Here is a 14,481-nt window from a genome sequence, read left to right as displayed (position 1 = left end):
GCGCCATGATCGACCGCGACTCCCGCTATGCCAAATCCGCCGTCCTGCACCTGACCGATGCGCAGGGGCGCGACATCGCCTATCTGGACCGCCGCATCATCCCCGACGCGCCGCGCATCGCCGCGCGCATCGCGGTCGCGGATGGCGACCGGCTGGACCTGGTGGCGCATCGCGCCTATGGCGACGCGCGCCAGTCCTGGCGGGTGATGGACGCCAATCCCGACCCCGAGCCGCTGGCGCTGGCCGACATCCCCGGCCGCCGCCTGAACCTGACCCAGCCGGGGGAGGCGTGACATGCTGCAGGAGCTGATCGGGGTCCGCCTGACGCTGCTGGCCGGAACGGGCCTGCCCCGGCCGCTGCCGGCCGAGCTGATGGAGCGCTTCGTCTCGGCCGAGGTGGCGATCTCGGACCGCGAGGTCTCGGGCTTCGAGCTGGTTTTCGACGCCATCCGCGCCCCGGCGCTGGCGGGGGTGTTCCCGATCATGGCCGAACCGGCGCTGAAGGCGGGATCGCGTATCGTGCTGACGGCGGTGATGGGCCTGATGCCGGTGGTGCTGATCGACGGCATCGTCGAGACGGCCGAGTTCAAGCCGGCGCAATCGGCCGGCCCGGCGCGGCTGCAGCTGCGCGGCAAGGACCTGAGCTTCGTCATGGACCGCGAGGAGCGCGAGACCACCCACCCCGCCCAGGGCCCGGGCGAGATCGCCAGCATGATCCTGCTGCGCTACATGCAATATGGCATCGTGCCGATGGTCATCCCGCCGATGACGGTGGACCGGCCGAACCCGACCGAGCGGGTGCCGATGCAGCGCGGCACCGATTTCGCCTATCTCAAGGACCTGGCGGCGGCGCATGACCGCATCTTCACCATCATCCCCGGCCCGGTGCCGCTGACCTCGACTGGCTATTGGGGGCCGCCGCCGCGCATCGGCCTGCCGCAGCGCGCCATCACCACCGACATGGGGCCGGACAGCAACGTCTCGGGGCTGAGCTTCGAGAACGCGGCGGGCGAGGCGGCCGAGGTCCAGGGCCAGGTGCAGGACCCGGCCACCGGCCAGACCATGCCGGTGCGCTCGACCATGGCGCTGCGGCCGCCGCTGGCCGCGCAGCCCTCGATCTCCAATCGCGCCACGGTCCGGACCAACCTGTTCCAGACCGGAGGCGCGCCATCCGCCGCGCAGGCCATGGGCGAGGCGCAGGCGCAATCCGACGCCACCACCGACACGGTCAAGGTGACGGGCGATCTGGATACCGCGCGCTATGGCGCGATCCTGTCGCCGCGCGGGCTGGTCGGGCTGCGCGGCGCGGGGCTGGACAATGACGGGCTTTATTACGTGCAAAGCGTGATTCACAAGATCTCGCGCGGCGCGTGGACGCAATCCTTCACCCTGAACCGGGAGGGCACGGGAACCACCGTGCCCATGGTGCTGCCATGAACGAACAGACGACGCGCGCCGGCTATTTCGGCAAGTATCGCGGCACGGTGTCGAACAACACCGACCCGCTGCAAAAGGGCCGGTTGCAGGTGCAGGTGCCGGCCGTCTACGGCACCAACACGCTGAACTGGGCCATGCCCTCGGTGCCCTTCGCCGGCTCGGGCGTCGGCTTCTACCTGATCCCGCCCGTGGGCGCCAATATCTGGGTCGAGTTCGAGGGCGGCAATATCGACGCCCCCATCTGGTCCGGCTGCTTCTGGGGCGAGGGCGAATGCCCCGGCCAGACGCCGATGGTCAAGATCATCAAGACCCAGGCCGCCACGATCACCCTGGACGAGGTGAATTCCTCGGCCCCGCTGGTGATCGAGACCACCGCCGGCAACCGCATCACCATCACTGCGCAGGGCATCACGCTGGAAAGCTCGGGCGGCGCCAAGGTCGAGCTTTCGGGGCCCAAGGTCACGGTGAACTCGGGCGCATTGGAGGTGACGTGATGACCAACCTTCTGCACATGGGCGCGACGATCCTGTGCCCGCATGGCGGACAGGCGCAGCCCGGCTCCAGCTCGACCCGCGTGCAGCTGGGCGGCCAGCCGGCGGTGACGGTGGCGCATATGATGACCATTGCGGGCTGCTCGTTCTCGACGCCGGACGGGCCGAAGCCCTGCACGCAGGTGCAATGGACCACGCCCGCGACCCGCGTGACGATCGAGGGCAGCCCGGCGCTGCTGTCTTCCTCGGGCGGCATCTGCATCGGCGCGGCCGGACCCGCCGGCCCGCCGCAGGTCGTGGCGCAGCAGGTCAGGGTGACAGGACAATGACCGATCTTTCCGCCCCCTTCCGCATCGACGGCACCGGCCGCACCGCCACCACCGGCGACGCCCGCCGCCATGCCCGCGACCTGATCGAGGCGGTCTTGTTCACCGCCCCGGGCGAGCGGGTGAACCGGCCCGATTTCGGCTCGGGCCTGCTTGAGATGCTGTTCGACACCAACAACCAGGCGCTGGAGACCGCCGCCGATTTCCTGATCCAGTCGGCGATCCAGAAACACCTGTCCGAGATCCTGACCGTCTCGGAACTGCGCCTGCGCCGCGACGAGGGGCTGCTGGAGATCACCCTCTCCTATGTCCTGCGCGACACCGGCGAGACGGTCAGCGACACCTTCACGCGCGAGGTCTAGGCCATGGCACGCTCGGAAAGCTTCCTGGACGAAAGGCGCGAAAGGCTCGCCGCTTCGGCCGCGCGGGTGAACGGCATCGCCGGGATCGAGGTCGATGCCGGCGACATGACCCGGCTGGTGCTGCGCTTCGTCCATCCGCTGCCCGGCCAGCCGAACGGACGGCCGACCGCGCCGGCGCTGCGGCCCTCGGACCTGCTGGTCGAGGGCGGCGACCGCATCCGCGGCGTCAGTGTCATCAGTGCCGAGGCGTCGGGGCGCGAGCTGCGGCTGCGGGTGAACCGGGCGGGCGATTTCTCGACCTACCGGCTGCGCATCCGCGACGGGCTGCCGGGCTGGGACCCGATCCTGCGCGAGATCCGCTTCGCCTTCCGGCTGCATTGCGACACCGGCGATTGCGCCGCGCCGCCCCCCGCCCCCGAGCGGCCGGCCGAGCCGCCGCAGATCGATTACCTGGCGCGCGACTATGACAGTTATCGCCGGCTGATGCTGGACCGCATGGCGGTCAGCGTGCCGGACTGGACCGAGCGCAACCCGGCCGACCTGGGCGTGGCGCTGGTCGAATGGCTGGCCTTTATCGGCGACGCGCTCAGCTACCGGCTGGACCATGTCGGCACCGAATACGCGCTGCAGACGGCGCGGCTGCGGGTCTCGGCCGCGCGCCATGCCCGGCTGGTCGGCTACCGGATGCATAACGGCGCCAGCGCGCGGGTGCTGGCGCAACTGCGGCTGGCGCCGGGCGTGACGGATTTCACCCTGCCCGACCAGGGCGTGGCCTTCCTGACCCGCTCGGACAGCGACGGCGAGGCGGTGATCCCGCTGGCCGCCGCGCAGGCGGCGGTCGAGACCGGCGCCGTGGCCTTCGAGCCGCTGGCGCCCGCCGCCCTGCGCGCCGCCCATCACCGCATCGCCCTGCATCATTGGGGCGATGCCCAGGCGGTGCTGGCGCGGGGGGCCACCTTCTGCGACCTGCGCGACCCGGACCAGGCGCTGCAACTGGCGGCGGGCGACCTGCTGGTGCTGGTGCAAAACCGCGACCCGGTGACGCGGCGGCTGTCCGACGCCGATCCCGGCGCGCGTCAGGCGGTGCGGCTGACCGCCCCGCCCGAGATGCTGACCGATCCGCTGGAACTGCTGCCGCCGCCCGGCGGCGGTGCCGCGCAGCCGCTGCGGGTCTGGCGCATTCGCTGGGGGGCCGCGGACGCGCTACGCTTCGATCTGGACCACGGCGCAACCGAAGGCGAGCCGATGGCGCTGGCGCTTGGCAATATCGTGCTGGCCGATCACGGCCTGACCCTGCCCGACCCGGCGACCGACCAGCCGCTGGCCGAGCCGCTAGGCCTTGCCCCCGACCTGACCGACCCCGAAGAGCCGCCCGCCCCCGGCCAGCCCGACGAGCCGAAGTCGCTGGCGGCGCTGGACCGGCCGCGGCCCTTCCATCCGCGCCTTGCCCGCCGCGACCTGAGCTTCGCGGTGCCGCCGGACGGCGGCGCGGCCCCGGCGGCCGAGCTGCTGCGGGTCGATCCGGCACGGGCGGTGGCGCAGATCACCCTGCGCTCGACCGACGAGAGCGACCGCTGGTTGCCGGTGCCGGACCTGCTGGGCCAGCCCCCCGATGCGCTGGTCTTCGTCCCCGAGGTCGAGGCCGACGGCACCACCCGGCTGCGCTTCGGCCAGCCGCAGGGCGCCTCGCCCAGCCTGAACGGCAAGACGCCGCGGCCCGGCGACGGCTTCACCGCCAGCTATCGCGTCGGCCATGGCCGCGCCGGCAATATCGGCGCCGGGGCGCTGGCGCGGGTCGCGGCCTCGGGCGCGGTGGCGGCCAATGTCGCCGGCGCGACAAACCCGCTGCCCGCCGCCGGTGGCGCGGAACGCGAGACCGTGGCGGAAGTGCGCCAGCGCGCGCCGGTCGGCTTCCACCTGCAAAGGCGCGCGGTGACGCTGGCCGATTACGAGGCGCTGCTGGACGCCCATCCCGAGGTGCAGCGCGCCACCGCCCGCAAGCGCTGGCTGGGCGGCTGGCCGGCGATCTTCCTGACCGTGGACCGGGTGGCCGGCCTGCCGGTGGATCAGCCGTTCCGGCAGATGCTGCTCGACTATCTCGAGCCCTATCGGATGATGGGCCACGACCTGACCGTGGACGCGCCGATCCTGGTGCCGCTGACCATCGCCATCCGCGCCTGCGCCGAAGCCGACGCCTTTGCCGACAAGGTGGCCGAGGCGCTGGCCGCGCGCTTTTCCGCCGGGCTGGCCGAAGACGGGCGGCCGGGCTTCTTCCATCCCGACAACGTGACCTTCGGCAGCCGCATCTATCTGAGCCATATCTACCGCGCCGGGCTCGATGTGCCGGGGGTGGCCGACCTGCGCGTCACCGCCTTCGGCCGCTCGGGCCAGCCCGATGCCAGCGCCGAGGGCGTGCTGGATTTCGGCCCGCGCGAGATCCCGGTGCTGTCGAACGACCCGAACCGCCCCGGCGAGGGACGGCTGACCATCGAGACGAGGGGGGGCAGATGAGCAGCGTCAAACCCACGCCGGAACCGATCGCCAACCGTGCCGGCCTGCCGGCGCTGCGCGCCCGCGCCGGCACGCATCCGACCTTCCTGGCCGCGCTGCGCCGCGGGCTGGCGGACGGCAACCGCCCCGGCCTGTCCGAGCTGCGCAGCCGCGACCGGGACGACTTCACCCTGGGCCTGCTGGACGCCTGGGCGGCCACGCTGGACACGCTGACCTTCTATGCCGAGCGGCAGGCGAACGAGGCCTATCTGCGCACCGCGACCCGGCGCGAAAGCGTCCGCGCCCATGCCAGGCTGATCGGCTACGAGCTTGCCCCGGCCAAGGCGGCCTCGTGCCATCTGGTCTTCGAGGCCGAGCCCCATGACGCGCCCGAGGCGGTGCTGGACTATCCGCCGGGCCTGCAGGTGCGCTCGATCCCGCGCGACGGCGAGCTGCCGCAGCTGTTCGAGACCGTCGAGCCGCTGCTGGCGCGCGCCGAATGGAACGCCATGCGGCCGCTGATGGCCTGGCCGCAGATCCTGGCCGCCGGCGCCGAGGAGATCCAGCTGGCGCCGGACGCGCCGCGCCTGGCGCTTGGCGATCCGCTGCTGCTGATGCAGGGCGAGGTGCCGGTGGCCACCGGGTCGGGCGATCAGGCCGGGTTCCTGCGCCGGGTCTCGGGCCTGCGCGACGGCATCGGCGGGCGGCGCATCCTGGCGCTGCGCAGCGATCCCGCCAGTCAGCCGCCCTACAGCTTCCAGCCGATCCTGCAGGCCATCTGGATGCCGGGGCTGGCCTTCTCGACCAGCAGCATGGTGGCGCTGCTGGCCGGGCACAGCTGGTCGGTGGCGACGCTGGCCAGCGCCAGCAATTTCCACAGCCTGACCCCGCGCGAGATGCGGCAGGCGGTGCAGGCCTCGGATTTCCGGGCCGAGGGGCCGATCCGCCCGGCAATGCTGCGCATCCGCGCCGGGTTCTTCGGCAATACCGCCGCGGTCAAGCTGCTGCCGGCGAATTCCGGGATCGGCGCGCCGGGGGCGGTCACCGCCACCGCAGGCCAGGTGGGCGACACGCCGCCGGGCAACCGCGCCTTTCTCTATCTCGACCGCGACTATCCCGAGATCACCGCCGGCCAGGGCCTGCTGATCCGCAATGCCGCGAACGAGGCCTGGCTGCGCATCCATGCCGCCGAGACCCAGGGCGTCGAGGCCTACGGCCTTGCGGCCAAGGTCACGCGGCTGGAGGTCGACGACAAGGGGCTGGCGCCGGACGGCACGCTGATCGCGCTGTCGGGCTTCACCACCCGCGGCAGCATTGCCCATGCCCTGCCCGAGCCGCTGCCGCTGGCCGACCTGCCGATCACCGATCCGGTCGGGCAGGCCGCGGGCGCGCTCGGCGCCGATCAGGTCGAGATCGCGACGCCCGAGCTGCAGCTGATGCCCGGCAAGGTGCTGGCCATCACCGGCGAGCGCGCTGATCTGGCCGGCGTCGCGGCGGCCGAGATCCGGGTGCTGGCGCAGAACCTGATCGTCGGGGACCATTCGCTGCTGACCTTTACCCAGCCGCTGGCGCATCGCTATGTCCGCGCCACGGTGCGCCTCTCGGCCAATGTGGCGCTGGCCACGCATGGCGAGACGGTGGCCGAGGTGCTGGGCGACGGCGACGCCACCCGGACCTTCCAGCGCTTCAGGCTGAAATCCGGGCCGCTGACCCATGTCTCGGCCCGCAACGCGCGCGGCATGGTCCCGGCGATCGAGGTGCGGGTCAACCGCATCCGCTGGGACCTGGTGGAGGATTTCCGCGCCGCCGGGCCGCAGGACCGGGTCTGGCTGCTGCGCATCGAGGAGGACGGCAGCGCCCATGTCGTTTTCGGCGACGGGCTGCGCGGCGCCCGCCTGCCCACCGGACAGGGCAATGTCGAAGCGGTCTATCGGCGCGGCGCCGGACTGTCCGGCCATCTGGAGGCCGGGCAGCTGTCGCTGCTGGCTACCAAGCCCACCGGGCTGAAGGCGGTGACGAACCCCCTGCCCCCCGCCGGCGGCGCCGATGCCGAGCGGCTGGAGGATGCGCGCCGCAACGCGCCCATGGGCGTCCTGACGCTGGGCCGCGCCGTGTCCTTGCGGGATTACGAGGATTTCGCCCGCGGCTTCGCCGCCGTGGCCAAGGCGCGGGCCGACTGGACCTTCGACGGCTTCGCCCGCCCGATCCTGGTCACCGTCGCCGGACAGGGCGGCGCCATCCTGCCCGAGGCCGGCGACGACATGCAGAACCTGCGCGCCGCGCTGCTGGCGGCGGGCGAAGCCGACCTGCGCGTCGGCCTGCGCAATTACCGCCCGGTCGGCTTCGGCCTGGCGGCGCGGCTCTTCGCCGATCCCGGCCACATGCCCGAGGACGTGATCGAGGCCGCGCGCCGGACGGTGCTGGCGGCGTTTTCCTTCGATGCGCGCGAGCTGGGGCAAGGCGTCAGCCAGGCGCAGGTCATCGGCGCGCTGCAATCGGCGCCGGGCGTGGTCGGGGTCGATCTGGACGCGCTCTATACCGGCGACACGCCGCAATTGCGCCCGCGCCTGACCGCCGCGCTCGGCCGGCCCGACCTTGCCGGGGCGCTGCCGGTCGCGGCGGAACTGCTGACGCTGGATCCCACCCGGCTGCATCTGGAGGTGGCGGCATGAAACTGACGACCGAGGACATCTTCGCCCTGCTGCCCGCCTATATGCGGCTGCGCGACGCGGCCGAGGGCGCGGCGGTCAAGGGCCGGCTCGATCCAACCGACGCGCGCGAGGCGCAGGATTTCGGCCCGCTGCGCACGCTTGCCTCGCTGATCGCGCGCGAGGCGCAGGTGGTGGACGAGCAGATCGCCCGGCTTTACAACGATGCCTTCATCGAGACCTGCGCGCCCTGGGTGGTGCCCTATCTGGGCGATCTGCTGGGCGTGCGGGGCCTGGGCGAAATCCCCGAGGGGCTGGACCTGCGCGCCCGCGTCGCCGATGCGCTGGCCCTGCGCGCGCGCAAGGGCACGCTGCGGGCGCTGGAACACGCCGCCTCGGAAAGCGCCAACCTGCCGGTGCTGGCGGTGGAATACGGCCGCAAGCTGGTGCATGCGCAGTCGATGCGCCTGACGCATCCCGCCATGGGCGCGGCGGTGGATTTCCGCGACAAGCCGGGGCTGGCGCGGATCGGCGCGGCCTATGAGCGCGCCTCGCGCGGGGTCGAGGTCCGGCGCATCGACACGCGTGGCGGGCGCTGGAACCTGGGCAATGTCGGGCTGCATGTCTGGCGGCTGCGGCCCTGGCCGATCAGCAACCATCAGGTCAGCCCGGTGGTCGCGGGCCGGCGCGCCTTCCGCTTCCATCCGCTGGGCTGCGACGCGCAGCTTTTCGACCGCGCCCAGGCCCGGCCGCCCATCGAGCAGCCGATGCGCGAATCCGCCCTGCCGATCCCGATCAGCCGCGCGCTGATGGCCGAGGATCCCGGCCGCTTCTATGGCGAGGGCCGGGCGATCCGGGTCTTCGTCGGCAATGCCGAGGTGCCGCTGGCCGAGATCCGCGCCGCCCATCTGGGCGACCGCGCCGGCGGCGGCACCGAGCCGTGGAACCGCGCCCCCCTGCCCGACCGCACCCTGATCGACCCGGAACTGGGCCGGCTGGTGGTCGGCGCGAACCGCCCCGGCCCGGTGCGCGTCACCTGCCGTTTCGCCCGCCCCTCCGAGATCGGCGGCGGCGAGCATGACCGATCGGCCTCGATCGGCTCGGTCGAGGATGCGGTGGCGATCCCGCCCTCGGTGGTCATCGCCACCCGCATCGCCGAGAACGGCAGCATTGGCACCTTCCTGCTGGAACAGAGCACGCATTACCGCTCGGGCGGCAGCATCGCGGTGCCGGATGGCGGCGTGCTGCGGCTGATCGCCGCCGAGGGACGCTTCCCGACCCTGCGGCTTTCCGCGCCCCTCACCATCACCCTGGGCCGCGCTGCGCGGGTGGAGCTGAACGGGCTGCGGATGCATGGCGGCATGCTGCGCATCCGCGGCAATGCCAATGCGCCCGGCACGCTGGTCCTGCGCGACTGCACGCTGGTGCCGGGGCTGGGGCTAGACCGGCTGGGCAACCCGGTCTCGCCCGGCGAGGTCTCGCTGCTGATCGAGGCGACGGGCATGGCGCTGAGCTGCGAGCGGGTGGTGACCGGGCCGGTGCGGCTGGCCTCGGATGTCGAGGCGGGCTTCGCCGATTGCATCATCGACGCCGGCAGCGGCGCGGCGCGGGCGGTCTTCGCGGCGCCGAATGCGCTGCGCCACGTCCTCAGCCTGACCCGCTGCACGCTGCGCGGCCGGGTCGAGACCGACGGCTTCACCGGCGGCCTGACCGCCGAGGAAGAGACCGCCGAGGGTCTGCCCGCCACCACCGACACGCTGTTCCTGGGCGCCGCCCCGGCGGTGACGGCAGCGCGTCGGCAGGTCGGCTGCATCCGCTTTTCGCTGGTTCCCGAGGGGTCGCTGGTGCCGCGGCTTTATCGCTGCATCCGCGGCCCGGCCCCGGTCTTCGCCAGCCTGCGCTATGCGGATCCCGGCTATTTCCTGCTGGCCCCCGGCACGCCCGACGCATTGCGCCGCGGGGCCGAGAATGGCGGCGAGATCGGCGCCCATAACCGCGCCGCCCTGACCGTCCGCGACGACAACATCGCCCGCAGCATCGAGGATTTCCTGCGCTTCGGCCATGCCGCGGGGGTCTTCCATGAAAGCTGACGCGCCCAGAACGAGGAGGTTGACATGACCGGAGATTTTTCACGCTGGCGCGGCCCGAACGCGAAGCATCGCGGCTATTCGGGCGTGCTGATGCAGCAGGGCCGGCTTTACACCGACTCGGACTGGAACGAAAACACGGCCATCCAGACCGAGCGCATGGAAAGCGCGCTTGCCCGCATCATCGGGCCGGGCGGCACGCCCAAGGCCGCGCCGGGCTTCGCCATCACCGCCGGCGCGGGCGGCTTCGGCATCGGCGCCGGCAGCTATTGGGTGGATGGCGTCCGGGTCGAGAACCCGGCGCCCGTCTCCTATGCCGACCAGGGCGGCGGGCTGAACCTGGAGCCGCTGGCCGAGATCGTGCAGGACGGCGCCGAGATGCTGATCCATCTGGAGCTGCGCAAGGATGAGGTCTCGGCGCTGCAGGACGGGCTGCTGGCCGATCCGGCGCTGTCGGGCGTCGATACCGCGGTGCGCGAGCGCGCGCATTGGCGCGTCGCCATCCGCCCGGTGACGCTGACCGATGCCGAGCGCGCCGAGATCGTCGCGCGCGCCGGCTGCGGCCATGCCCCGGACTTTCCCGACTGGCGGCCCGGCACCGGCCGGATGAGCGCCGGCACCGCCCCCGCCGCCGACCTGCCCGACGACAGCGACTGCCTGATCCCGCCCGATGCCGGCTATCTGAGCCAGGAGAACCAGCTTTACCGCGTCCAGATCGTCCGGGGCGGCACGCGGGCGCAGGCGCGCTTCGTCTGGTCGCGCGAGAACGGCGCGGTCGCCGCGCGGCTCGGCCGCAACGAGGGCGGCGAGTTCATCCTGCTGGGCGCGCGCGAGGACGAGGCGCTGGGTTTCCCCTCGGGCGGCTGGGTCGAGGTGCAGGACGACCGCGACGCGGCGCTTGGCCGGCCAGGCACCTTCACCCGCATGACCCTGACCGAGGGCGTGGCGACCTTCTCGCCCGGCATCGGCAATTTCGACCAGATGGTGAACCCGCGTATCCGGCGCTGGGACCATGGCGGCGCCTCGGCGCTCGGCCTGCCGCTGACGGGCGCGCCGACCCTGCTGGAGCGCGGCGTGCAGGTCGCCTTCACCGATGGCAGCTATGTCGCGGGCGACGCCTGGATGTTCGAGGCCCGCGCCGCCACCGGCGCGGTGGTCTGGCCGCCCTATCCCGGCGCGGCGGACGAAGCGGTGCCGCCGATGACCTGGGGCGTGCGGCGGGTGCCGCTGGCGCTGGCGCGGCGCGCGGGCGACGGCATCGCGCAGGTGATCGACCTGCGCGCCACCTTCCCGGCGCTGACCTGCCTGCAGGCCGAGGATGTCGGCTATGACGACAGCGCCACCGGGCTGGGCGCCGAGACCGTGCAGGAGGCGATCGAGGCGCTGGCCGGCCGCTCGGGCCAAGGGCTTTGCACGGCGCTGGTGCGCAACCGCGACGAGCTGCGCGCCGCCGTCGAGGCGCTGCGCCCCGGCCAGAGCATCCGGCTGTGCCTGACCGGCGGGAATTTCCAGCTGCAGCAGACGCTGCGCCTTGAGCGGCTGGGCCATGTCATCGTGCAGGGCACCGGGCCGCAGACCGTGGTCTCGGTCGCCGAGGGCGAGGCGGCGCTGCTGTTCCGGGGCTGCGCCTCGGTGCGGGTCGCGGACCTGTCGGTCAATGGCGGGCCCAACGGCGATGGCGGGCGGCGCGGCGGCCGCCATGGCGCGCTGACCATGCTGGGCTGCGGCGACATCAGCGTCGAGCGGGTGCGGGCGCGCTGCCGGCCGGGGCCGGACCGCGCTTCGGCCTGCATCGCCAGCATCGGCGCGCTGGGACGGCGGCAGGAGGTGCGGGTGCGCGACTGCGCCTTCAAGGTCGGCCAGGCGCAGATCGGCCTGCTGATCGTCGGCGCCTGGCGTGCGGTCGTGCAGGACAACAGCTTCGTCCCGCTGCCCGGCCGCGAAGGCAGCGCGGCGCTGCGGCTGGCGACCGACCGTCGCATTCTGGCGCGGATCCGCCGGGGCCTGCTGCGCTTCAGCAGCCTTGACGTGCAGCCCGACCTGACGGCCTATCAGACCGACGGGCGACAGCTGCAGGGCCGGCCGATCTCGCTCCCCGAGCTGATCTTCGGCGGCTCGCTGGGCGAGGTGCCGCTTTACCGCCGCGGCACGGTGATCCTGCGCGGCGATCCCGAGGTGCTGCGGCTGCTGGCGACGCTGGCCCCGGGCGGCGCGCGCGGCCGCATCACCGAGCCGGCCGAGATGCGGCGGCGCATCTCGAACCTGATCACCGAGGCGGCGGCGAACCAGGGCCGGGTCGTCTTCAACGGCCGGCCGCTGCGGCTGCTGCGCCCCGAGATCTTTCGCACCGCGGCAGACGCCTATATCGGCGAGGCCATCTGCATCGCCGGCCCCGCCGTCGAAGAGGCGCAGGTCAGCGGCAATCGCATCGAGGGCGCCGATTGCGGCATCCGCATCGCCGCCTCGTCTGCGCGGGACGAGGTGCCGCCGCGCTGGCGCGACCACCGGCCGGGCAATGCCATCCGCCATGCGCTTGTCAACGGCAACACCATCCTGCTGCGCCCGGCCAGCACCGCCACCCCGGCCTTCGGCCTGTTCATGGGCCATGGCGACCGGCTGCTGGCCAGCCAGAACAGCGTGCTGGGCGAGGACCAGCCGCTTCGGGGCGGCCTGCCTTCCCCGCATTTCGGCTTTTGCCAGTTCGGCTGGCGCGGCGATCAACTGGTCTGGTCCGAAAACCGCGCCGCACAGCTGACCAACGGCTTCGCGGTGATCCCCGCCCTGCGCGAGGCCCGGGCGGGGATCTGGCGGCTGCGCGACAATGCCGCGCCCGACACGCTGCGCGCCTATGTCGTCGCCGCCGGCGTGGCGATCAGCTAGAAAAACGCTTTGGCAACAGCCGGCTGCATGCTAGGATTTTTCCGTCGAAGGCGGTCTTTGATCGTCACAGGTAGCCAAGCGCGAGATATGCGTCGCGAGTCGCTGTTCAGTCTCAAGTCGTAAGGTGCTGTTCGAATCATCCGGAGACATGGATGAGGCGGGACATACCCGCCTCTACCCATTTTCAGGACTGCATCTTCAGCGCAGCCCCTCGCAGAACCCCTTGATCCGTGCGCAGGCGTCCGTCAGCACCGCGTCCGAGGTGGCGTAGGAGATGCGGAAATGCGGCGCAAGCCCGAAGGCCGCGCCGAAGACCACCGCCACCCCGGTCTCGTCCAGCAGCGCGGTGGCGAAGGTCTCGTCGTCGGCGATGACCGTGCCGCCGGCCGAGGTCTTGCCGATCAGCGCCGAAATCGAGGGATAGACGTAGAACGCCCCCTGCGGCACCGGGCAGACGATGCCGGGGCAGGCGTTCAGCCCCGCGACCACCAAGTCGCGGCGGCGCTGGAAGACGGCACGGCTTTCCGCGATGTAATCCTGCGGCCCCTGCAGCGCGGCCAGCGCCGCATATTGGCTGATCGAGCAGGGATTCGAGGTCGATTGCGATTGCAGCTTGGCCATGGCGCGGATCAGCTCCTCGGGCCCGGCCCCATAGCCGATGCGCCAGCCGGTCATGGCATAGGCCTTGCTGACGCCGTTCATGGTCAGGGTGCGGGATTTCAGCCCCGGCTCGACCTGCGCCGGAGTGACGAAGCGAAAATCGTCGAAGACCAGATGCTCATAGATGTCGTCCGACAGCACCCAGACCTGCGGGTGGCGCATCAGCACCTCGGTCAGCCCGCGCAGGTGCTCTTCGCCATAGCCCGCGCCGGTCGGATTCGAGGGCGAGTTCAGGATCAGCCATTTCGTCCGCGGCGTGATCGCCGCTTCCAGCTGTTCTGGGGTGATGCGATAGCCGTTCTGCATGGCGCCCTCGATCACCACCGGCGTACCGCCGGCCAGCAGCACCATGTCGGGATAGCTGACCCAATAGGGCGCGGGGATGATCACCTCGTCGCCCGGGTTCAGCGTCGCCATCAGCGCATTGTAGAGGATCTGCTTGCCGCCGGTGCCGACCGTCACCTGAGCGGGCGCATAGTCCAGCCCGTTTTCCCGCGCGAACTTGTCGCAGATGGCGCGTTTCAGTTCCAGGATGCCGTCCACCGCGGTATAGCGGGTATGACCGGCGTCGATGGCGGCCTTGGCGGCCTCGCGGATATGCGCGGGGGTGTCGAAATCCGGCTCGCCGGCGGACAGGCTGATGATGTCCCGGCCCTCGGCGGCCAGGTCGCGGGCGCGGCCGGTGATGGCGATGGTGGGCGAGGGTTTGACGCGGGCGAGCGTCTGCGACAAAAAGCTCATCGAATTCATCCTGCGGCTGGGTCGCCTCGTCATAGGCGCCCCCCCGCGGACAGGCAAGCCGGGGACGAGCATGGACGAGCATGAGGCAAGGCTGAAACGGTTGCGGATGCGCAGCTGGCGGCGGGGCACCAAGGAGATGGACCTGATCCTGGGCCCCTTCGCCGACAGCGAACTGGCCGGGCTGGGCCCCGAGGAGCTGGACCTCTACGAGGCCGTGCTGGCCGAGAACGACCAGGACCTTTATCCCTGGATCACCGCGCGGCTGGGCGATGCCCGGCCGGGACCCGCGCCGCTTCTGCCCATGCTGGACCGGGTGGCGGCCTTTGCCCATGCCCGGCTGACCCGGAAATAGCCGCAAT

At 72.0% G+C, this 14,481-nt stretch carries 11 protein-coding genes; 10 read left to right on the top strand and 1 reads right to left on the bottom strand.

The annotated features are described in order from the left end of the window. Window positions 1-5 precede the first annotated feature (5 nt). Genes LOS78_RS03570 through LOS78_RS03530 form a run of 9 tightly spaced genes read left to right on the top strand, consistent with a single transcriptional unit; the run spans window position 6 to window position 12,721 of the window. The gene (locus LOS78_RS03570) at window positions 6-293 is read left to right on the top strand and encodes a tail protein X (RefSeq protein WP_051416282.1); all 288 of its coding nucleotides are present in this window, start codon (window positions 6-8) and stop codon (window positions 291-293) included. 1 nt (window position 294) lies between these two features. Next, on the top strand, window positions 295-1,437 hold the full coding sequence (locus LOS78_RS03565; RefSeq protein ID WP_230375299.1) for a hypothetical protein: 1,143 nt from the start codon (window positions 295-297) through the stop codon (window positions 1,435-1,437). Further along, window positions 1,434-1,931, top strand: a complete 498-nt coding sequence (locus LOS78_RS03560) for a phage baseplate assembly protein V (RefSeq protein ID WP_028713684.1) — start codon at window positions 1,434-1,436, stop codon at window positions 1,929-1,931. Before LOS78_RS03565 ends, LOS78_RS03560 begins: the two co-directional genes overlap by 4 nt. Next, window positions 1,931-2,257 (top strand): hypothetical protein, encoded by a 327-nt coding sequence (locus LOS78_RS03555; protein WP_036698593.1) that lies wholly within the window; start codon window positions 1,931-1,933, stop codon window positions 2,255-2,257. The genes LOS78_RS03560 and LOS78_RS03555 overlap by 1 nt, the downstream gene beginning before the upstream one ends. Beyond that, window positions 2,254-2,616, top strand: coding sequence for a GPW/gp25 family protein (locus LOS78_RS03550; protein WP_028713682.1), 363 nt, complete (start codon window positions 2,254-2,256; stop codon window positions 2,614-2,616). The genes LOS78_RS03555 and LOS78_RS03550 overlap by 4 nt, the downstream gene beginning before the upstream one ends. A gap of 3 nt (window positions 2,617-2,619) precedes the next feature. Further along, window positions 2,620-5,127 (top strand): baseplate J/gp47 family protein, encoded by a 2,508-nt coding sequence (locus tag LOS78_RS03545; RefSeq protein WP_230375298.1) that lies wholly within the window; start codon window positions 2,620-2,622, stop codon window positions 5,125-5,127. After that, complete coding sequence (locus LOS78_RS03540) at window positions 5,124-7,778, top strand: putative baseplate assembly protein (RefSeq protein ID WP_230376945.1); 2,655 nt, start codon at window positions 5,124-5,126, stop codon at window positions 7,776-7,778. Before LOS78_RS03545 ends, LOS78_RS03540 begins: the two co-directional genes overlap by 4 nt. Next, entirely contained in the window at window positions 7,775-9,844 is a 2,070-nt protein-coding gene (locus LOS78_RS03535; RefSeq protein ID WP_230376944.1) for a hypothetical protein, read from the top strand. Before LOS78_RS03540 ends, LOS78_RS03535 begins: the two co-directional genes overlap by 4 nt. Before the next feature lie 24 nt (window positions 9,845-9,868). Beyond that, window positions 9,869-12,721, top strand: coding sequence for a DUF6519 domain-containing protein (locus tag LOS78_RS03530; protein WP_230376943.1), 2,853 nt, complete (start codon window positions 9,869-9,871; stop codon window positions 12,719-12,721). Between the two features lie 198 nt (window positions 12,722-12,919). Here the strand turns inward: LOS78_RS03530 and LOS78_RS03525 are convergent, their stop codons facing one another. Beyond that, window positions 12,920-14,122, bottom strand: coding sequence for a pyridoxal phosphate-dependent aminotransferase (locus tag LOS78_RS03525; RefSeq protein WP_230376942.1), 1,203 nt, complete (start codon window positions 14,120-14,122; stop codon window positions 12,920-12,922). 70 nt (window positions 14,123-14,192) lie between these two features. On the opposite strand from LOS78_RS03525, the gene LOS78_RS03520 reads away from it, so the two are divergent. Beyond that, entirely contained in the window at window positions 14,193-14,474 is a 282-nt protein-coding gene (locus LOS78_RS03520) for a succinate dehydrogenase assembly factor 2 (protein ID WP_028713677.1), read from the top strand. Window positions 14,475-14,481: the final 7 nt, after the last annotated feature.

Origin of the sequence: Paracoccus sp. MA (genome assembly GCF_020990385.1) — a bacterium.
GTDB lineage: Bacteria > Pseudomonadota > Alphaproteobacteria > Rhodobacterales > Rhodobacteraceae > Paracoccus.
Note: the sequence above shows the minus strand (reverse complement) of the source record. Positions and strands in the feature narration are given on the sequence as shown.

Coding starts and splice junctions, on each gene's coding strand:
- LOS78_RS03570 (WP_051416282.1), top strand. CDS start 6: ATGATCGACCGCGACTCCCGCTATGCCAAATCCGCCGTCCTGCACCTG.
- LOS78_RS03525 (WP_230376942.1), bottom strand. CDS start 14,122: ATGAGCTTTTTGTCGCAGACGCTCGCCCGCGTCAAACCCTCGCCCACC.
- LOS78_RS03545 (WP_230375298.1), top strand. CDS start 2,620: ATGGCACGCTCGGAAAGCTTCCTGGACGAAAGGCGCGAAAGGCTCGCC.
- LOS78_RS03530 (WP_230376943.1), top strand. CDS start 9,869: ATGACCGGAGATTTTTCACGCTGGCGCGGCCCGAACGCGAAGCATCGC.
- LOS78_RS03560 (WP_028713684.1), top strand. CDS start 1,434: ATGAACGAACAGACGACGCGCGCCGGCTATTTCGGCAAGTATCGCGGC.
- LOS78_RS03555 (WP_036698593.1), top strand. CDS start 1,931: ATGACCAACCTTCTGCACATGGGCGCGACGATCCTGTGCCCGCATGGC.
- LOS78_RS03540 (WP_230376945.1), top strand. CDS start 5,124: ATGAGCAGCGTCAAACCCACGCCGGAACCGATCGCCAACCGTGCCGGC.
- LOS78_RS03535 (WP_230376944.1), top strand. CDS start 7,775: ATGAAACTGACGACCGAGGACATCTTCGCCCTGCTGCCCGCCTATATG.
- LOS78_RS03550 (WP_028713682.1), top strand. CDS start 2,254: ATGACCGATCTTTCCGCCCCCTTCCGCATCGACGGCACCGGCCGCACC.
- LOS78_RS03565 (WP_230375299.1), top strand. CDS start 295: ATGCTGCAGGAGCTGATCGGGGTCCGCCTGACGCTGCTGGCCGGAACG.
- LOS78_RS03520 (WP_028713677.1), top strand. CDS start 14,193: ATGGACGAGCATGAGGCAAGGCTGAAACGGTTGCGGATGCGCAGCTGG.